General features: G+C 67.0%; 15 protein-coding genes and 2 pseudogenes. 10 read left to right on the top strand and 7 right to left on the bottom strand.

Going from position 1 to position 17,904, the window contains the following annotated elements:
* Window positions 1–222, bottom strand: a pseudogene (locus HPA01S_RS05550) (amidohydrolase); the annotation flags it as partial.
* 236 nt (window positions 223–458) lie between these two features.
* On the opposite strand from HPA01S_RS05550, the gene HPA01S_RS05555 reads away from it, so the two are divergent.
* Genes HPA01S_RS05555 through HPA01S_RS05565 form a run of 3 tightly spaced genes read left to right on the top strand, consistent with a single transcriptional unit; the run spans window position 459 to window position 4,149 of the window.
* On the top strand, window positions 459–2,618 hold the full coding sequence (locus HPA01S_RS05555) for a molybdopterin-containing oxidoreductase family protein (protein ID WP_066267678.1): 2,160 nt from the start codon (window positions 459–461) through the stop codon (window positions 2,616–2,618).
* Between the two features lie 30 nt (window positions 2,619–2,648).
* The gene (locus HPA01S_RS05560) at window positions 2,649–3,767 is read left to right on the top strand and encodes an aminopeptidase (RefSeq protein ID WP_066267679.1); all 1,119 of its coding nucleotides are present in this window, start codon (window positions 2,649–2,651) and stop codon (window positions 3,765–3,767) included.
* A gap of 19 nt (window positions 3,768–3,786) precedes the next feature.
* Window positions 3,787–4,149 carry a polyhydroxyalkanoic acid system family protein gene (locus tag HPA01S_RS05565; protein WP_066267681.1) on the top strand — a complete coding sequence of 121 codons (363 nt, stop codon included), beginning with the start codon at window positions 3,787–3,789 and terminating at the stop codon, window positions 4,147–4,149.
* A gap of 99 nt (window positions 4,150–4,248) precedes the next feature.
* Here the strand turns inward: HPA01S_RS05565 and HPA01S_RS05570 are convergent, their stop codons facing one another.
* Window positions 4,249–4,503 carry an acyl-CoA-binding protein gene (locus HPA01S_RS05570; RefSeq protein WP_066267683.1) on the bottom strand — a complete coding sequence of 85 codons (255 nt, stop codon included), beginning with the start codon at window positions 4,501–4,503 and terminating at the stop codon, window positions 4,249–4,251.
* Window positions 4,504–4,830: 327 nt separating this feature from the next.
* On the opposite strand from HPA01S_RS05570, the gene HPA01S_RS05575 reads away from it, so the two are divergent.
* Window positions 4,831–6,264, top strand: a complete 1,434-nt coding sequence (locus HPA01S_RS05575; protein WP_066267957.1) for a wax ester/triacylglycerol synthase family O-acyltransferase — start codon at window positions 4,831–4,833, stop codon at window positions 6,262–6,264.
* Between the two features lie 75 nt (window positions 6,265–6,339).
* On the opposite strand, the gene HPA01S_RS05580 is transcribed toward HPA01S_RS05575, so the two are convergent.
* Both HPA01S_RS05580 and HPA01S_RS05585 read right to left on the bottom strand, forming a co-directional pair.
* A complete protein-coding gene (locus tag HPA01S_RS05580) occupies window positions 6,340–7,110 on the bottom strand; it encodes a type III pantothenate kinase (RefSeq protein ID WP_066267685.1) in 771 nt (256 codons plus the stop codon).
* 69 nt (window positions 7,111–7,179) lie between these two features.
* The gene (locus HPA01S_RS05585) at window positions 7,180–7,848 is read right to left on the bottom strand and encodes a helix-turn-helix transcriptional regulator (protein ID WP_066267686.1); all 669 of its coding nucleotides are present in this window, start codon (window positions 7,846–7,848) and stop codon (window positions 7,180–7,182) included.
* 183 nt (window positions 7,849–8,031) lie between these two features.
* Between HPA01S_RS05585 and HPA01S_RS05590 the strand changes: the two genes are divergently transcribed.
* Window positions 8,032–9,261, top strand: coding sequence for a sensor histidine kinase (locus tag HPA01S_RS05590; RefSeq protein ID WP_245638581.1), 1,230 nt, complete (start codon window positions 8,032–8,034; stop codon window positions 9,259–9,261).
* A 7-nt stretch (window positions 9,262–9,268) separates the two neighbouring features.
* The gene (locus HPA01S_RS05595) at window positions 9,269–10,255 is read left to right on the top strand and encodes a response regulator (protein WP_066267692.1); all 987 of its coding nucleotides are present in this window, start codon (window positions 9,269–9,271) and stop codon (window positions 10,253–10,255) included.
* A 10-nt stretch (window positions 10,256–10,265) separates the two neighbouring features.
* On the opposite strand, the gene cqsA is transcribed toward HPA01S_RS05595, so the two are convergent.
* From cqsA to HPA01S_RS23525, 3 genes and pseudogenes are all read right to left on the bottom strand, one after another.
* On the bottom strand, window positions 10,266–11,516 hold the full coding sequence (gene cqsA / locus HPA01S_RS05600; protein ID WP_066267694.1) for an alpha-hydroxyketone-type quorum-sensing autoinducer synthase: 1,251 nt from the start codon (window positions 11,514–11,516) through the stop codon (window positions 10,266–10,268).
* Between the two features lie 170 nt (window positions 11,517–11,686).
* Window positions 11,687–12,115: a rhodanese-like domain-containing protein gene (locus HPA01S_RS23520; RefSeq protein ID WP_245638585.1), complete on the bottom strand. Its 429-nt coding sequence runs from the start codon at window positions 12,113–12,115 to the stop codon at window positions 11,687–11,689.
* Between the two features lie 195 nt (window positions 12,116–12,310).
* Window positions 12,311–12,862, bottom strand: a pseudogene (locus tag HPA01S_RS23525) (MBL fold metallo-hydrolase); the annotation flags it as partial.
* A 190-nt stretch (window positions 12,863–13,052) separates the two neighbouring features.
* On the opposite strand from HPA01S_RS23525, the gene HPA01S_RS05610 reads away from it, so the two are divergent.
* The 4 genes from HPA01S_RS05610 (at window position 13,053) to HPA01S_RS05625 (ending at window position 17,855) form a co-directional block, all read left to right on the top strand.
* Window positions 13,053–14,162, top strand: a complete 1,110-nt coding sequence (locus HPA01S_RS05610) for a TRAP transporter substrate-binding protein (protein WP_066267696.1) — start codon at window positions 13,053–13,055, stop codon at window positions 14,160–14,162.
* An 85-nt stretch (window positions 14,163–14,247) separates the two neighbouring features.
* Window positions 14,248–14,868 carry a TRAP transporter small permease subunit gene (locus HPA01S_RS05615; RefSeq protein ID WP_066267697.1) on the top strand — a complete coding sequence of 207 codons (621 nt, stop codon included), beginning with the start codon at window positions 14,248–14,250 and terminating at the stop codon, window positions 14,866–14,868.
* Complete coding sequence (locus HPA01S_RS05620) at window positions 14,865–16,838, top strand: TRAP transporter large permease (RefSeq protein ID WP_066267698.1); 1,974 nt, start codon at window positions 14,865–14,867, stop codon at window positions 16,836–16,838. The genes HPA01S_RS05615 and HPA01S_RS05620 overlap by 4 nt, the downstream gene beginning before the upstream one ends.
* Window positions 16,839–16,976: 138 nt before the next feature.
* Window positions 16,977–17,855 (top strand): PPK2 family polyphosphate kinase, encoded by an 879-nt coding sequence (locus tag HPA01S_RS05625; RefSeq protein WP_066267699.1) that lies wholly within the window; start codon window positions 16,977–16,979, stop codon window positions 17,853–17,855.
* The last annotated feature ends 49 nt before the right edge of the window (window positions 17,856–17,904 follow it).

Consider the following 17,904-nt stretch of genomic DNA (forward strand, 5'->3'; position numbering starts at 1 on the left):
GATGGCGCGCCCGCTGGCGCCACCGTCGCGCCCGTGCACGATGCCGACCACACCGGTCGTGCCGAGGCCGCGGTGCACCGGAATGCCCCACTCGGTGAGTTTGGCGGCCACCAGGTCGGCGGTGCGCACTTCTTCAAAACAGAGTTCGGGGTGGGCGTGGATGTCGCGCCGCACGCTGGCGATGCCGGCCGCCTGGGTGAGGATGGAGTCGATGAGCTTCATGGGGAGGGGCCCTCAGGGTGCCGCAGGCGGGCACCGGTTCAAAAGGCCCATGGTACCCAAGCCCCGACCCCTCGACGCGAGCGCGGGCGACACCCGAGCGCACCCGGCGGGAATACCCCCCTGCCCCATCCACCCGATGCGGGCTGGCATGCCGCGCGGCGCCTGGGCGCGCATATCATGGACGGCATTCGGCGCCGGATGTGTTCCAGACCCTGGCCCGCCACGACAGGTGCCCCATGACCACCCCCATCGCCGACGTTTCCGCGCACGCGCCCAGCCCCACCGCCCCGCTGCAGGTGCGCGGCGCCTGCCCGCACGACTGCCCCGACACCTGCGCCCTGATCACCACCGTTGACAACGGCGTGGCCGTGCGCGTGCAGGGCAACCCGGCGCACCACCACACCGACGGCGCGCTGTGCACCAAGGTCTCGCGGTATGCCGAGCGCAGTTACCACGCCGAGCGCCTGCTCACCCCGCTCAGGCGTTCGGGCCCCAAGGGCAGCGGGCGCTTCGAGCCGGTGGGCTGGGACGAGGCGCTGAGCGACATTGCATCGCGCCTGCAGGCCATTGCCGCGCGCGACCCGCAGGCCATCCTGCCCTACAGCTACGCCGGCACCATGGGCCTGGTGCAGAGCGAGGCCATGGCCGGGCGTTTTTTCCACCGGCTCGGCGCCTCGCTGCTGGACCGCACCATCTGCTCAACCGCCGGCGGTGAAGCCCTGGTGCACACGCTGGGCAGCCGGGTCGGCATGAAGGTCGAGCACTTCGCGCACTCGAAGCTGATCCTGATCTGGGGCAGCAACTCCATCGGCAGCAACCTGCACTTCTGGCGCGTCGCGCAGCAGGCCAAACGCGACGGGGCGCGGCTGGTCTGCATCGACCCGCGCCGCACCGAAACCGCCGACAAGTGCCACGAACACATCGCGCTGCGCCCCGGCACCGACACCGCGCTGGTTTTTGCGCTGATGCACCAGCTGATCACCCACGACTGGCTGGACCACGACTACATCGAGCAGCACACGCTGGGCTGGGAGGGCCTGCGCGAGCGCGCCCTGCAGTGGCCGCCCGAGCGCGCCGCCGAGGTGTGTGGCGTGCCGGCGCAGCAGATCATCGACCTTGCGCGCGCCTACGGCACCACCAAGCCGGCCGCGATCCGCGTCAACTACGGCGTGCAGCGTGTGCGCGGTGGCGGCAACGCGGTGCGCGCCATCGCCTGCCTGCCGGCGCTGGTGGGCGCCTGGCGCGAACCCGCCGGTGGCGTGCTGCTGTCGGCCTCGGGCCATTTCCCGGTGGACCGCGCCGCCCTGCAGCGGCCCGACCTGCTGGCCGGGCGGCGCACGCGCACGCTCAACATGAGCACCATCGGCGACGACCTGCTGCGCGAGAGCTCAAGCACCTTCGGCCCGAAGGTGGAGGCGGTGATCGTCTACAACTGCAACCCGGTGGCGGTGGCGCCCGAATCGGCCAAGGTGGTGCAGGGCTTCCTGCGGGAAGACCTGTTCACCGTGGTGCTGGAACACTTCCAGACCGACACCGCCGACCACGCCGACTACATCCTGCCGGCCACCACGCAGCTGGAGCACTGGGACATCCACGCCAGCTACGGCCACACCGACGTGCTGCTCAACCGCCCGGCCATCGCACCGGTGGGCCTGGCACGCAGCAACACCGACATCTTCCGCGCCCTGGCCGCGAAGATGCGCTTTGACGACCCCTGCTTCCAGGACGACGACCTCACGCTGTGCCGCAGCGCCTTCGGTAATCGGGTGGACTTCCAGCAACTGCTGGACCAGGGCTTTGCCACCCTGCCCGTGCCGGAGGCGCCGTTTGCCCACGGCAACTTCCCCACCGCCTCGGGGCGCTGCGAGTTCTACAGCGCGTGGCTGGCGGCGCAGGGCATGGACGGCCTGCCCGAGTACCTGCCGAACTTCGAGGCCATCGGCAGTTCAACGCGTTTCCCGCTGGCCATGATCTCGCCGCCGGCGCGCAACTTCCTCAACTCCAGCTTCGTCAACGTCACCAGCCTGCGCGACATCGAAGGTGAGCCGCTGCTGGAAATCCACGCCGACGACGCCGCCGCGCGTGGCATCGGCAGCGGCCAGATGGTGCGCATCTTCAACGAGCGTGGCGAGTACCACTGCAAGGCCCGCGTGAGCCAACGCGCGCGCCCCGGCGTGGTCAACGGCCTGGGCATCTGGTGGCGCAAGCTCGGGCCGGCCGGCACCAACGTCAACGAACTCACCAGCCAGCGCCTGACCGACATCGGCAGGGGGCCGGTGTTTTACGACTGCCTGGTGGAGGTGGAGAGCACCCCCTGCGTCGCCTCCGGCGCCTCCCCCCTGAGGGGGGCGACACCTGGGGCCGGCGCAGCCGGACCCTCGGTGTCTCTGGATTGAGTCAGCTCTATGCGCTGTGGATCTCGTGCGATGAGGCTGGGTCTGCAGGGTTTTGTGTGGGCGGCGGTGTTGCTGGCCGCTTCGGGCTGCAGCACCACCACCGGCGTGGGGTACTACTGGCAGTCGGTCACCGGCCACCTGCGGCTGATGCAGGCGGCGCGCCCGATCGATGCCTGGCTGGCCGATGCGCAGACGCCGGCCACATTGAAGGACCGGCTGGAGCTGGCGCAGCGCATGCGCGCCTTCGCCGTCACCGAACTGGGCCTGCCCGACAACGCCAGTTACCACCGTTATGCCGACCTGCAGCGCCGCGCCGCCATCTACAACGTGGTGGCCGCGCCCGAGCTCTCGCTCACCCTGCACAACTGGTGTTTCCCGGTTGCGGGTTGTGTCGGTTACCGCGGCTACTTCAGCGAGGCCGACGCGCGCGCCTTCGCCAACAGCCTCGATCCGGCGCTGGAAGTCTCGGTGTACCCGGTGCCGGCCTACTCCACGCTGGGCTGGATGAACTGGGCCGGCGGCGACCCGCTGCTCAACACCTTCATTGCCTACCCCGAGGGTGAACTGGCGCGCCTGCTGTTCCACGAACTGTCACACCAGGTGGTCTACGCCTCGGGCGACACGGTGTTCAACGAATCCTTCGCCACCACGGTCGAGCGCCTGGGTGGCGCGCGCTGGCTGGCGAGCCAGGCCAGTGAGGCGGCACGCGCCGACTACGCACGTTTCGACCAGCGCCGGCGCGACTTCCGCACCCTCACGCTGTCGGTGCGCCAGCGCCTGCAAGCCGTCTACCAGGACCCCGCGCTGGACGATGCCACCAAGCGCGCCCGCAAGGCCGAACTGATGGCCGACTTCCGGCACCAGTACCAGGGGCTGAAAAACGGCTGGGGCGGTTTTGCCGGCTACGACCCCTTCGTGGCCCAGGCCAGCAACGCCAGCTTCGCCGCCCAGGCGGCCTACGACGAACTGGTGCCGGCGTTCGACGCGCTGTTCGAGCGCGAGGGCCGCAGCTTCACTCGCTTCTATGATGCGGTGCGTGCACTGGCCGCCCTGCCGAAAGAAGAACGCTGGGCCCGGCTGCGGGCACTGGCACCACGCGCCAGCATCACCGTCACACAAACCATCCCCGGCGAGCGCAGCCGGCCCTGAAACCCCACCGAGGTACGCCATGGCAGCAGACATCCACATCGAACGCAAGCACACCCTCGGCCTGGCCGGCGCCCGCAAGCTGGCCTGGCGCTGGGCCGAGCAGGCCGAGAACGAGTTCGACATGAGCTGCACCTACGAAGAGGGTGACGATGGCGACGAGGTGCAGTTCACCCGCTCGGGCGTGAACGGCACGCTCAAGGTGTCGGCCCAGCAGTTTGAACTCGACGCCCGCCTGGGTTTCCTGCTCGGCGCCTTCAAGGAGCGCATCGAGAGCGAGATCGTGAAGAACCTCGACACCCTGCTGGCGGCCAAAAAGCCGGCCAGCAAAACCGCGGCCGCCAAGGCCGCCGCCCCGGCGGCGAAAAAGAAAAAAGCCGGCTGAGCCGGCTTCGCTGCTTTTCCCACAAGGCACCCGCGGTACCGGCTTTGCCGGGCCGCCTGGTGCCCCCTCACCAAAGGTGTGGCGAGGGTGGGCGGGAGTTCAGCTCAGGCTTTCGATCAGGTCGATGTACTGCTGCATCGCGTCGTCGTTGCCCGTGCCCTTGAAACCGTTCCAGGCGTCCCACTTGGCGCGGCCCACCATGTCGCTGAAGCCGGGTTTCTTCTCGGTGTTGTCGCCGGCGGTGGCCTGCTTGTACAGGCCGTAGATCTTGAGCAGGGTGGCGTTGTCGGGGCGCTCGCTGAGGTTCTTGGAATTCGCCACCGCGGCGTCGAAACGGGACTTGAGATCGGCCATGAAAGCATGCTCCTGAAGAATAAGAATCGGATGCCCGGCCCGCGTTCGTCGGGCTTAGGGGAGTCCCGCTATCTTACGGTTGGCGTGCTCTGCACAATAGGGTCACAACCCCAAGACAAGCGACACCGGCCGCCTTCCAGGCCCGGCGGTTTGCGCACCCGAGGAGCATCCATGGTTCAACGCGTTGCGGCCCGCACCGGCGGCCCTGCCACACCCGCCGCACCCCGCCGCCCCAAGCCCTCGCCGGTGGTGGCGCGCGCGCTCGGCGCCGGCAACTCGGTGGCGCGGGCACTCACCAGCACCCTGGGCGTGCAGGGCGGCGAGCGCATGAGCAAGGTCGATACCGCCTGGCTGCGCATGGACTCGGCGTCCAACCTGATGATGATCGTGGGCGTCTGGATCCTGCGCCCGGGCATCACACCCGCGGCGCTGAGCGAACGTGTGCAGGAGCGCCTGCTGCGTTACCCGCGTTTTCTGCAGGTGCCGCGCGAGGATGCGGCCGGCGCGCACTGGTCCACCGACCCGGACTTCCAGCTCGACCGGCACATCGCCACCCACACCCTGCAGCGCACCGCCGGCCAGAGCGAGCAGGACGCGCTGCAGGCGCGCGTGGGCGAACTCGCCATGCAGCCGCTGGACCCGGAGCACCCGCTCTGGCGCTTCGAGCTGATCGAGCAATACGGCGGCGGCTCGGCGCTGATCGCGCGCATCCACCACTGCATTGCCGATGGCATCGCGCTGATCAGCGTGATGATGAGCCTGGTGGACGGTGGCGGCGCGCCGCCGCAGCGCAAGGGCCGCAAGTCTGCCAAGGCCGGCCGGGAAGGCGCGGAGGACTGGCTGGCCGACAGCCTGATCCGGCCGTTCGGCGACATCGCGGCCAAGGCGCTGGAAGCCGCTGGCGGCAGCGCCGCTCGCTCGCTCTCGTTGATCGCTTCGCCCCAGCACGGCCTGAGCGAAACCCTGGGCCAGGCCGCCGACCTGGCGCGCATGGGCGGCCAACTGGCCAGCGACCTCGCGGCGCTGGCGCTGATGCCCGACGATTCGGCAACCCGCCTCAAAGGCCAGCCCGGACACACCAAACGCGTGGCCTGGTGCGAGCCGATTCCGCTGGACGAGGTGAAGGCCATCGGCAAGGCGCTCAACTGCTCGGTCAACGACGTGCTGCTGGGTTGCGTGGCGGGTGCCATCGGCGCCTACCTGCGCGAGCTGGGCGACGACACCGAGGGCCAGGAGATCCGAGCCATGGTGCCGATCAACCTGCGGCCGATGGAAGACGCCTGGAAACTCGGCAACCGCTTCGGCCTGGTGCCGCTGGTGCTGCCGATCGGGCTGGACAACCCGGTTGAGCGCGTGTTCGCGGTGCGCACGCGCATGAGCAGCCTGAAAGGCAGCCTGCAGCCGCTGCTCACCTTCGGCCTGCTGTCGGTGGCCGGCCTGCTGATCAAACCGGCGCAGGACGCCATGCTCAGCCTGTTCGGCCGCAAGACCACGGCAGTGATGACCAATGTGCCCGGGCCGGCGCAGAAGCTGCAGGTGTGTGGTTCGACGCTGGAGCAGACCATGTTCTGGGTGCCGCAGACCGGCACGGTGGGCCTGGGCGTGTCGATCCTGAGCTACGGCGGCGGCGTGCAGTTCGGCGTGATTGCCGACAGCACGCTGTGCCCGGACCCGCAGCGCATCATCGACCAGTTCGAACCCGAGTTCGCGCGCCTGCTCACCGTCACGCTGATGCTGCCCTGGGGCGAAGCGAAAGCCTGATTGGCGGGCAGCGCCTTCGCGCGAGGTGCTTTGTCCAGGGCACGCTGGGAGGTGACGCCGCAGGCGGCGCGGGGGTCAGGCCAGCGCCAGGCGGCGGTCGGCGATCTCCAGCAGGCCGTCGAAGATCAGGCTCTCGACCAACTCGACTTCGGTCGACATGCTGGGCGCCATCTTCCAGCCCGCGCCGCCGGTCATGAACACCACCGGCTCTTCGCCGCACTGGTGGCGCAGGTTCTCCACCATGCGCTGCACCGCGCCGGCAATCGCAAACGTGCCGCCGCTGGTGAGCGCGTCGCTGGTGTTGGTAGGAAAGTCGCGCACCTCGCCGGTCGGCACGTGCAGGCCGGCGGTGCCCGATTCGAGCGCGCGCAGCATGATGCCGTGACCCGGCAAGATGATGCCGCCGAGAAAGCGGCCGTCGGTGTCGATGGCCTCGACCGTGACCGCCGTGCCCACCATCACCACCACGCAAGGCCGTGCGCGGCCTTGTGCGAGCAGGCGCTGGCGCGCGCCGATCATGGCGACCCAGCGGTCCGAGCCGAGCCGCGCCGGGTGGTCGTAGCCGTTGGACAGCCCCGCTTCGGCCACGCTGGAGACGACCCAGCGCGGTGTCACGTCCCAGATTTCGAGCTGCTCCTCGACCCGCCGCTTGACCGCGTCACCCGCGACCACGCAGCCCAGCACCCAGTTGGGTGCGGACAACCGGGCCCAGTCACCGTCTTCCAGGGTTTCGATGTTTTCCAGGAACTGGGCGCCGCTCGCCAGCAGGCGAGCACCGACGCACGGCGCGTCGTACAAGGCCCATTTCAGCCGGGTGTTTCCTACGTCCAGGGCCAGGAATGTCATGCGCGGATTATGAAGAAGCGGTCCAGGTTCAATGGCAGCAGCGCAGCATGGCGCGTCTGGCAGGCGGCGTCAGATCAGGCCGATCCAGCAGGCGCGCTGCACGGCGGCCAGCTTGTTGTCGGTCTGCAGCTTGGACATGGCGTTGGCCAGGTGGTAGTTCACGGTGCGTTCGGAGCAGTCCATGCGCGCCGCGGTTTCGCGCGCGGTCAGGCCTTCAAATGCGAGGTTCAGGCTTTCGAGTTCACGCGGGCTCAGACCGACCCGCTGCTCGGCAATCGTGCGCCGGAGCATCGGCCAGACGTTGAACGCCGACCATGCCAGCACGGCGGCTTCGGAGCGGTCGGCAAACGCGCGTGGGCTGAACATGAAACACTCGAACGCGCGACCCGCCGGCAGGCTGAAGGCCACGCGCACCAGGGTCTGGTACCCGTGGGCGAGCCAGAGGCGGCGCCAGCGGCTCGATTGTTCGAACGAGGATTTGGAAATGTCCTGCCATGCCACCAACGGTGCGTCGCTGTCGCGCCAGCCGGCACCGAAGTCGCGGCTCTCCGCGAGCGCCTCGGCCGGGCCAAGCAAACGGGGTGGGTGGACCGCAAGAACCTCACGCTGGTCGCGCCCGCCAAGGGGGTTCGGCCCGAGCACCAGCACGGCTTCCACACCTTGGTCGCGCAGTGCCAGGACCCAATCGGCCAGAATGCCGTCCAGGCCCACACTGTCAAAGTTGACAGGCAGGGTCATGGTTTGAAACAGGCTGTTGCATACACAATGCCTGCAGGATCAGTAAAGGGAGCACGCGCTGGGGGTGTTTGACGATCGAAGGAGTGCATTTTGTCTTTGGACCGGTTGTGGATGGTCAGCGCCAAGGCCCGCCTGTGGCGGTGGTTGCTGGACGAAGTCGTCCGTGCCCCCGTGGAGGCTATTTTGCACCCTTCTCGGTATCGGCTACTGTGGATCGGCGCCTTCACCTTCGTCGGGCACCTTGTCATCTACGGGATCTGGGGCCATCTCATCCCGCAGCCCTACGAGAATCCGTGGGTACGTCTGGTGATGGCGCTGCTCGCCCTGATCTATGTGCTGCCTCGCGTCTCGCGCGATCCGTCGTCCACCGAGAGCGCGCGCATGTTCAGCCTGGCGACCTGGATCCAGCTGCCCTGGTTCTTCACCTGGATGTACTGGATGAACGGTGGCAACGCGGTCTGGCTCGGCAGCGTGGCGATGATGATCCTGATCTATTACCACGCCACCGACTGGCGGCTCGCCACCCTGGGCCTGATCACCGGCGGCCTGGCGGGCTGGGCCACCGCCGAACTCTCCGGCAGCCCGCACGGCTTCACCGACCCGCTGGCCAACACGGTGGTGATCGGCTTTTCCTGGACCATGGGCCTGATGCTGGGCTTCTCGGGCGCCAACCTGCGCCGCGCCCGCCTGCTCAACACGCTGAGCACCATGGGGGTGATGGCGCACGAACTGCGCACGCCACTGGCCACGGTGAACCTGATGGGGGATGTGTTGCGCAACCTGGTGCAGCATGATGTGCCGGAAGCCAAGCGCAAAAAGCTCGAGGAGCTCGCCACACGGCTGCAAAACCTGGTCCGCAGCATGAACCGCCAGATCGACACCCAGATCTCCAACGCACAACTGATGCGGCTGCCGCGCGAGCAGTCGCTGATCACGGCTGCCGAGCTGGTGCAGGAGGTGATCAACCAGTACCCGTTTCGCTCCTCGCGCGAGCGCGACTGCGTGCAGATCCACATCCAGAACGATTTCTTCTTCACGGCCTCGCGCCCGCTGTTCGCCCAGGTGCTGACCAACCTGGTGAAGAATGCCCTGCACGCACTCGCCGCCGCCAGCACCGCACCCAGCCCGGGTGACCTGCGGCTGGACGTGGGCATGCACCATGGCAAGGGCCGCATCGCGGTGTCGGACGACGGCATCGGCATCACACTGGAACAGCAGCAGCGCATCTTCGAGCCCTTCTTCTCCACGCAGACCGGTGCCGGCAATGGCCTGGGCCTGACGTTCTGCAAGAACGTGGTTGAAAGCGCCAACGGTCGCCTGAGCGTGCACTCGCAGCCCGGGCTCGGTGCGGTTTTCATGATCGATCTGCCCATCACCCCCACGGTACCCACACAGGTGGCCACACCAGCCTGACCCCACGATGGCACTGACAATCCCCCTCTTCCACCGCCCCGGCGGCGTCCTGTTCCTCGACGACGACACGGATTACCTTGAAATGCTGGGCATGGTGATACCTGCGCACTGGCAGGTCGAGCTGTACTCGCGGCCCTCGGGGTTTGCCGCACGCATGGCACGGGAACCGGCACGCTGGGAGGCCGACGCCATGGTGCAGCTGCAGATGATCGAACACTGGCGCCAGGGCCAGCCGCTGCTGCCGCAGGTGCTGCGCTACTGGGCCGTCAACGCCTCGCGCTACGAGCTGGCCCAGATCTGCGTGGTCGACTACGCCATGCCGGGCACCGACGGCCTCAAGGTGCTCAACACCCTGCTCGACTGGCCCGGTGCGCGCGTGCTGCTCACCGGCCAGGCCGACGAGCAGATCGCGATCCAGGCCTTCAACAACGGCCTGATCGACCAGTTCGTGCCCAAGCAGACCACCGACATCACGCGCCACTTGCTGGGTGTGCTGCGCAAGCTCGCGCAGACGCCGCACCCGCGGCTCAACACCCTGTGGCGCGCCGCGCTGCGGCCGGCGCAACAGTCCATGCTGCAGATCCCGTCGGTGGCGCAGGCGCTGCGCACCTACACCGAGCAGCACTGGGTGGAATACGTGGTGCTGGGCGAGCCCTTCGGCCTGATCGGCCTGGACTCCATGGGCAACTGCCACTGGCTGCAGCTCGAACCCACGGCCAGCCTGCCCGACCTGGCCGAACTGGCCGGCTCGGCCGGGCTGGGCTTCGATGCGGTGCGCGCGGTGCAGGCCGGCCAGCGCCTGGCCGCGGTGGAGCTGCACCAGCAGATGGGCCTGCGTGGCCCGGTGCGCACCGCGCCTGCCTTCGCGGTGGGCGAAGAGGGCATCCTCTCAGGCGCACTCTTCACCCTGCACCCCGCGGACCTGCCGCAGCCGATTTACGCCTACCGGCACTTCCTCGAAGCGCAGGGCGGGCGCAAGGTGCAGGACAACTGAGCGTTGGGGCTCAGGCCTCCAGCGCACCCGCCTGCGCGCGGGCACGGCGCGCGCAAGGCCAATCCCAGGGTTTGACGATCGGTGCGATCTCGCGCGCCACCGATTCCAGGTGCTCCAGCTCGGCCTCGGTCAGCGAGGCATTCAGCGTCAGACGCACCAGCGCACGTTTGCTGCTGGTGGCCGGGGCGCAGAAGATGGCCCCGAACACACCGCGCGTTTCCAGCTCGTCGCGCAGGCGCATGGTGTCGGGTTCGGTGCCGGCCTCCAGGGCGATGATCTGCTCGGTGCCGTGGTGCAGCGGATAGCCCAGACCGGTGAGCGTGTCACGCACCCGGTGCGTGATGGCCTTGAGGCGGGCGCGCTCGGCATCGGCCTTCTGCAACACCTCCACCGTGGCTTTCAAACCCGCCACTTCGTGCGGCAGCAGGCAGGAGCTGAAGATGTTGGGAAAGCTCGAGCTCAGGATGTAGTAGCGCATGCTGGCCGGCGCGGTGAAGAAACCGGCGCGGCCCGCTACCGACTTGGCCAGGCTGGCGGAGATGAAGTGCACCCGGTCGGTCAGCCCGAGTTCGGCGCACAGGCCGGCACCGCTCGCACCGTGCGTGCCCAGCGAGTGGGACTCGTCGACCAGGATCATGCTGCCGTGTTTTTCAACCACTTCGATCATGGCCTCCAGCGGGCACACCGAACCGGTGGTGCTGTAGACCGAATCCACCACCACCACGCCCGGGCCGTTCTTGGCCATCATCTTGTCGAGGTGGGCCGGGTCGTTGTGGCGGAAGGCAAAGGCCGGCGCGCGCGCGGCGTGGGCACCCTCCCAGAGCGAGGCGTGGGCCTGGGTGTCCAGGTACACCGGCGTGTCGGCGTCCGCAATCGACTGCAGCAGGCCGACGTTGGCCGAATAGCCAGACTGGCAGAGAAAGGCATCGTCCTTGCCGACCCACTCGGCCAGCGCCATCTCGAGCGCGCGCGTGGGGTGCTGCTGCAGCAGGAACACGCCGGACTGCACCACGAACTCGCTGCCCTTGGTGAGCGCCGCGACCTGGGCCGCCACGATCTCAGGGTGGCCGGTGACGCTCAGGTAGTCGTTGCCGTCCAGGCGCACGGCGTTGGGGCCGGGCTGCGAACCGTGCAACACGAACTTGCCGCCCCAGGGTCCTTCCCAGCGCGGCTTGAAGTCACGTTCGATGCGCTGAACGAGGGTCGCCGCCAGCGGCGGGTTCTTGTAAACGATGCCTTGAGCACGTTCCAGCGTTTCCATGGGGTTTCACCTTTGCGGATTGAAAAACCCCATCAAAAAAGAAATTCGTGACAAACCGCACAATGCCCTGTCAGGATTGACAGGGGTAGTCAGGCTTTTTGCTCAAGTTTTGTGGCTCTGAGCCGATAAGCGGCGACATCTTGTCGCATCAGACACGATTCCTGACCCCATCAGTTCTGCCGCCATGGCATGCCGCGGTAGCGCCAGCCGCCTTTTGCGCCGCGGTGGGCGTCGGCATCCGGATCGCCCTCGAAGCCTTCCAGGATGTTGTAAGCCTCCAGGCCCAGCGTGGTCGCGCGCTGGGCCGCGGCCACCGACCGCACGCCGCTGCGGCACAGCAGCACCAGCTTCTTGTCGCCCGCTGCGGCGCGCAGCTGCTCGTCGAAGTCCGGGTTCATCGCCATGCCGGGCCACTGTTTCCAGGCCACCGGCAGCGCGCCGGGCACGAAGCCGACCCACTCGCGCTCGGCGTCGGTGCGCACGTCCACCATCACCGCCTCACCCGACTGCAGCCAGCGCCAGGCCAGCTCGGGCACCACGTCACCGGCGTAGCTGCCCTTCTTGTCGCCCGCCGGGGGCTGCGGCCGCGTCTCCAGCACGGCGTCGGCATCGTGCTGCAGGCCCGAGCTGCGGTTGGCCGGCACGGCTTCGTCCATGCGGCGCGGCCTGGGCAGGTCCAGCGATTCCATCAAGGCCACGAACTCGGCCTCGGTCTTGCCTGCGATGCGCGCATTGCTGGCCTTCTCACGGCCGATGCTGGACGAATGGCGGCCCTTGTAGTCGTGTGCGGGCCAGACGGTGGTGTCGTCCGGCAGCGCAAACAACACCTGGGTGATGCTGCGGTACAGCGCCTCGGCACTGCCCGACTGGAAGTCGGTGCGGCCGCAGCCGTTGATGAGCAGCGCGTCGCCGGTGAACACGTGGTCGCGCCAGACGTAGCTCATGCTGCCGGCGGTGTGCCCGGGCGTGTCGTAGGCCTTGAGCACCTCGTCGCCAAAGCGCAGCGTGTCGCCGTTTTGCAGTTGCACGCCGGCGGTGCCGATGCCACACCCGGCCGGCGCTGCGGTCCTCGCGCCCGCCAGTTCGGCCAGGCGGCCGGCGCTGGTGATGTGGTCGGCGTGCACGTGGGTCTCCACCGTCCAGACCAGCTTCAAGCCGTACTCGCGCAGGGTAGCGAGATCGCGTTCGATCTGCTCATCGACCGGGTCGATGATCACGGCCTCGCGGCTGCTCTGGTCGAACAGCACATAGGTGTAGGTGCTGGAGGCGGGGTCAAACAACTGGATCGGTTTCATCGTGAAGCTTTCAAGGGGCGGCACCTGAGGCACAGGGAACATGCTCATCATGATCGAGCTGTGCCAAACAAATTTTCATGCTGGTCTGAAGATATTTTCACGCGCTTTTAGGGTGCGTTACCCCTCAAAAGCAAGGGTTTGCACGCAGGTCGGTATTCACTGGTCGGTGAAAACCCTGCGCGCAGTAGCGGTATGTTGGGCGCATCATCGTTTCCTCACCAACCCCGACTGGAGACAACAGATGACCGAGAAGAAGACCGTCACTTCGCGCCGAGGCATGCTCAAGGGCGCCGCCGTTGCGGCCGGTGCGATGTCCGTGCCCATGGTGGCCACGGCACAGACCACCACCCTGCGCTTCCAAAGCACCTGGCCTGCCAAGGACATCTTCCACGAGTACGCACAAGATTTCGCCAAGAAGGTCAACGACATGGCGGGCAACCGCCTGAAGATCGAAGTGCTGCCCGCGGGTTCGGTCGTGCCGGCTTTCCAGTTGCTCGACGCGGTGGCCAAGGGCACGCTGGATGGCGGCCACGGTGTGGTGGCGTACTGGTACGGCAAGAACTCTGCCCTGGCGCTGTGGGGTTCGGGCCCCGGTTATGGCATGGACGCCAACATGGTCCTGGCCTGGCACAAGTACGGCGGCGGCAAGGCGCTGATGGAAGAGATCTACAAGAGCCTGAACCTCGACGTGTCTTCCTACCTGTACGGCCCCATGCCGACGCAGCCGCTGGGCTGGTTCAAGAAGCCGGTGTCCAAGGTGGCGGACATGAAGGGCCTGAAGTTCCGCACTGTGGGCCTGGCGGTGGACGTGTTCACCGACATGGGCGTGGCCGTCAACCCGCTGCCGGGTGGTGAGATCGTGCCCGCACTGGACCGTGGCCTGATCGACGCGGCCGAGTTCAACAACGCCTCCAGCGACCGCGTGCTGGGCTTCGCCGACGTGGCCAAGAACTGCATGCTGCAGAGCTTCCACCAGTGCAACGAGCAGTTCGAGATCCTGTTCAACAAGAGCAAGCTCAACGCCCTGCCTGCCGAGCTCAAGTCCATCATCGAGTACGCGGCCGAAGCGGGCAGCGCCGACATGAGCTGGAAGGCCATCGACCGCAACTCGCAGGACTACCAGGAACTGAAGAAGGAAGGCGTGCGTTTCTACAAGACGCCCGATCCGATCTTGCGCCAGCAACTGGCTTCCTGGGACAAGACCATTGCCAAGAAGTCCGCCGAGAACCCGCTGTTCAAGAAGGTGCTGGACTCGCAAAAGGCGTTTGCCCAACGCGCCGGCCAATGGCACAACGACTACACCGTCGACTACAAGATGGCGTACAACCATTACTTCGGCAAGAAGAGCTGATCACGGCACACTGAAAGAGGGGCATATCGCTGGCGCGATGCCCCTCTTTTTTTGCCCTTTTTCCAGCGCCGGCTGAGGAATTTCGATGCAATCCATCCTGTGGAAGGTCGATCGCCTGTCGACCTTCATCGGCAAGCTGTTCGCTTGGTGTGCGCTGCTGCTCACGCTGCTGATCAGCTGGGAAGTTTTTTCGCGTTACGCCCTGAACAACCCGCACGCCTGGGTGCTGGACGCCCAGATCATGTTGTACGGCACGCTGTTCATGACAGCCGGCGCCTACACACTGTCGAAGAACGGGCACGTCCGCGGTGACGTGTTGTACGGCTTCTTCCAGCCGCGCACCCAGGCCACGGTGGACCTGGTGCTCTACATCGTGTTCTTCCTGCCCGGCATCATCGCGCTGACCTGGGCCGGCTGGATCTACGCGGGCGAATCGCTCGCCATCCGCGAACAGACTTTCTCCGCCGACCCGCTGCCGCTCTACCCCTTCAAGTACGTGATTCCGCTGGCCGGCATCACACTGTTGCTGCAGGGCGTGGTGGAGATCGTGCGCTGCGTGCAGTGCATCCAGACCGGCGCCTGGCCGGCGCGCGAAGACGACGTGCAGGAAGTGGACGTTGAGAAACTCAAGGAGATGGTCCACGTGAAAGACGAAGACATCGCTGCGCTCGACGCCGTCGTGATCGCTCAGGAGAAAAACAAATGAAGTTGCGCAAGGAACTCTGGTTCGGCCTGAGCTTCATGGCCCTGGTCGTGATCCTCGCAGGCACGGTGCTGTTGCGCGCCGAAACCATCACCCAGGGCCACCTCGGCCTGCTGATGCTGTCGCTGGTGGTCGTGGCCATCATGCTGGGCTTTCCCACCGCGTTCACGCTCATGGGCATGGGCATGGTGTTCACCTGGATGGCCTACGACCGGGACGTCACACGCACGCTCGACCTGATGGTGCAGTCGGCCTACAAGACCATGGCCAACGACGTGCTGATCGCCGTGCCGCTGTTCGTCTTCATGGGCTACCTGGTCGAACGCGCCAACCTGATCGAATCGCTCTTCAAGAGCATGCACCTGGCGCTGGCGCGCCTGCCCGGCGCACTGGCCGTGGCCACGCTGGTGACCTGCACGATCTTCGCCACCGCCACCGGCATCGTCGGTGCCGTGGTGACGCTGATGGGCCTGCTCGCCCTGCCGGCCATGCTGCGCGCTGGTTACAGCGTGCCACTGGCGGCGGGTTCGATCACGGCCGGCGGCTGCCTGGGCATCCTGCTGCCCCCGTCGGTGCTGCTGATCGTCTACGGCGCCACCGCCGGCGTGTCGGTGGTGCAGCTCTATGCAGGTGCGTTCTTCCCGGGCCTGATGCTCGCCACGCTGTACATCCTGTATGTGATCCTGGTGGCCAAGCTCAAGCCGCAATGGGCGCCGCCGCTGAGCGCCGAAGAGCGCCGGGTCAAGCTGCCGCCGCTGACGGAACGCCTGACCAACGACCCCACCTCGCACGCTGTGCTGCGCCTGCTCAAGGGCCGCCGCAACGCCGATGTGCCGCTGTCGCACCTGCTCAAGCAGATCGGCATGGCGGCGCTGCCGGCGCTGATCTTTGCGGCCATCATGATCCCGAGCTACCAGGCCGTGACCACGGTGAAGGTGGAGGCGGTCTACGACATCGAGGAAATCGGTGCCTCGCGCTCCAGCGCTTCCAGCAGTGGTGGCCTGGCGGAGCCGCCGTCCGAAGGTGGTTTGGCCGAGCCGCCCTCCGAATCGGGTGGCCTGGCCGAGCCGCCAGCCGATCCCGATGAACCGGCAGAAGCCGGCAGCCTGCAAGCGCCCCCCGGTGCGGAAGCCGAACCCGCCGCGGCCAGCGGCGAACCGGCAGCGGCGGCCGAAGCCGCGGCAGTGGATGGTGACGCCACGGCGGCCGCGACGACCCAGCCCGCCCCGACCTGGTGGTGGGTGTTCTTCGCCATCTCTGGCGCACTGGTCACGCTGTTCTACCTGTTCCTGAGCTTCGCGCGGCTTGAAATCTTCAAGATGCTGCTGGCCTCGTTCTTCCCGCTGATGCTGCTGATCCTGGCCGTGCTGGGCTCGATCGTGCTCGGCCTGGCCACGCCCACCGAGGCGGCGGCCATGGGAGCGCTGGGCGGCATGTTGCTGGCGGCGGCCTACCGCCGGCTCAACATTTCGGTGCTCAAGGAATCGGTCTACCTCACGGCCAAAACCTCGGCCATGGTGTGCTGGCTGTTCGTGGGCTCTGCGATCTTCTCCGCCGCCTTCGCCCTGCTGGGCGGCCAGGCGCTGGTGGAGGAATGGGTGCTGGGCATGAACCTCACCAAGATCGAGTTCCTGGTGATGACCCAGATCATCATCTTCCTGCTGGGCTGGCCGCTGGAATGGACCGAGATCATCGTGATCTTCATGCCGATCTTCATTCCGCTGCTGAGCCACTTCGACGTCGATCCGCTGTTCTTCGGCCTGCTGGTCGCGCTGAACCTGCAGACCGCGTTCCTGAGCCCGCCGGTGGCCATGGCCGCGTTCTACCTGAAGGGGGTGGCGCCGCCGCACGTCACGCTGAACCAGATCTTCCTGGGCATGCTGCCGTTCATGGGCATCCAGATCCTGGCGATCGTGATCCTCTACACCTTCCCGCAGATCGGCTTGTGGCTGCCGCAGTTGCTCTACAAGTGACCACCCGACCGGGTTCGTTCAAAGGGGCGCTTCGGCGCCCCTTTTTTTTGGCGAATCGGGTTAATATGACGTTTACGTAAACGTCAACTGATGGGATGCGTGCAGCATGCCATCAACGCCCCCGCCGGAGACCCCCCGATGCCCCGCCCCACCGACACCCCCCTGCCGTTCCCGCAGGCCGCGCTGCGCGCGCCCAAGGGCAGCGCCTGGCGCGACTGGCAGATCGACCCGGCGGCCGACAGCAAGGTCTCGCTCAAGAAACTCAAGCCGGGCGACAAGCCCTTTTCCAACGGCGACAAGCAGGTTGACCAGGCCATGGTGCAGGCCATCGCCGAAGAACTCGACGGCCTGCAGGACCTGTTCTACGCCGACCGCCGCTTCAAGCTGCTGGTGGTGCTGCAAGGCACCGACACCGCCGGCAAGGACGGCACCGTGCGCGGCGTGTTCTCGCGCACCAGCCCGCTGGGTGTGCACACCGTGGGCTGGAAGGCGCCGACCGAAGTCGAGCGCGACCACGACTACCTCTGGCGCATCCACCAGCAGATGCCGGGCGCGGGCGAAACCATGGTGTTCAACCGCAGCCACTACGAAGACGTGCTGGTGCCGGTGGTCAACCACTGGATCACGCCGGCGCAGACGGCCCAGCGTTACGCCCACATCAACGACTTCGAGCGCCTGCTGGCTGAGACCGGCACCGTCATCCTCAAGTTCATGCTGCACATCGGCAACGAGGAGCAGCGCAAGCGCCTGCAGGAGCGCATTGACGACCCGCACAAACACTGGAAATTCAGCCTCGGCGACATCGACGCGCGCAAACAATGGGCCGACTACCAGCGCGCCTACGAGGCGCTGCTCGTCGAAACCAGCACACCCTGGGCGCCCTGGAACGTCGTGCCCGCCGACTCCAAGACCCACCGCAACCTGATGATCGCCAGCATCGTGCGCGATACCCTCAAGGCACTGGAGCTGCGTTACCCGCCGCCCAAGCCCGAACTCAGCGGACTGCGCATCGAATAGGCGCCGCCGCCGCGGCAGATGAACAGACAAAGACAGAGAGACAAGACAC

The sequence above is a fragment of the Hydrogenophaga palleronii NBRC 102513 genome (assembly GCF_001571225.1).
Lineage (GTDB): Bacteria > Pseudomonadota > Gammaproteobacteria > Burkholderiales > Burkholderiaceae_C > Hydrogenophaga > Hydrogenophaga palleronii.

Bases quoted from the DNA above. Each gene is read 5' to 3' on its own strand.
- HPA01S_RS05555 (WP_066267678.1), top strand. From the start codon at position 459: ATGACCACCCCCATCGCCGACGTTTCCGCGCACGCGCCCAGCCCCACC.
- HPA01S_RS05560 (WP_066267679.1), top strand. From the start codon at position 2,649: ATGAGGCTGGGTCTGCAGGGTTTTGTGTGGGCGGCGGTGTTGCTGGCC.
- HPA01S_RS05565 (WP_066267681.1), top strand. From the start codon at position 3,787: ATGGCAGCAGACATCCACATCGAACGCAAGCACACCCTCGGCCTGGCC.
- HPA01S_RS05570 (WP_066267683.1), bottom strand. From the start codon at position 4,503: ATGGCCGATCTCAAGTCCCGTTTCGACGCCGCGGTGGCGAATTCCAAG.
- HPA01S_RS05575 (WP_066267957.1), top strand. From the start codon at position 4,831: ATGAGCAAGGTCGATACCGCCTGGCTGCGCATGGACTCGGCGTCCAAC.
- HPA01S_RS05580 (WP_066267685.1), bottom strand. From the start codon at position 7,110: ATGACATTCCTGGCCCTGGACGTAGGAAACACCCGGCTGAAATGGGCC.
- HPA01S_RS05585 (WP_066267686.1), bottom strand. From the start codon at position 7,848: ATGACCCTGCCTGTCAACTTTGACAGTGTGGGCCTGGACGGCATTCTG.
- HPA01S_RS05595 (WP_066267692.1), top strand. From the start codon at position 9,269: ATGGCACTGACAATCCCCCTCTTCCACCGCCCCGGCGGCGTCCTGTTC.
- cqsA (WP_066267694.1), bottom strand. From the start codon at position 11,516: ATGGAAACGCTGGAACGTGCTCAAGGCATCGTTTACAAGAACCCGCCG.
- HPA01S_RS05610 (WP_066267696.1), top strand. From the start codon at position 13,053: ATGACCGAGAAGAAGACCGTCACTTCGCGCCGAGGCATGCTCAAGGGC.
- HPA01S_RS05615 (WP_066267697.1), top strand. From the start codon at position 14,248: ATGCAATCCATCCTGTGGAAGGTCGATCGCCTGTCGACCTTCATCGGC.
- HPA01S_RS05620 (WP_066267698.1), top strand. From the start codon at position 14,865: ATGAAGTTGCGCAAGGAACTCTGGTTCGGCCTGAGCTTCATGGCCCTG.
- HPA01S_RS05625 (WP_066267699.1), top strand. From the start codon at position 16,977: ATGCCCCGCCCCACCGACACCCCCCTGCCGTTCCCGCAGGCCGCGCTG.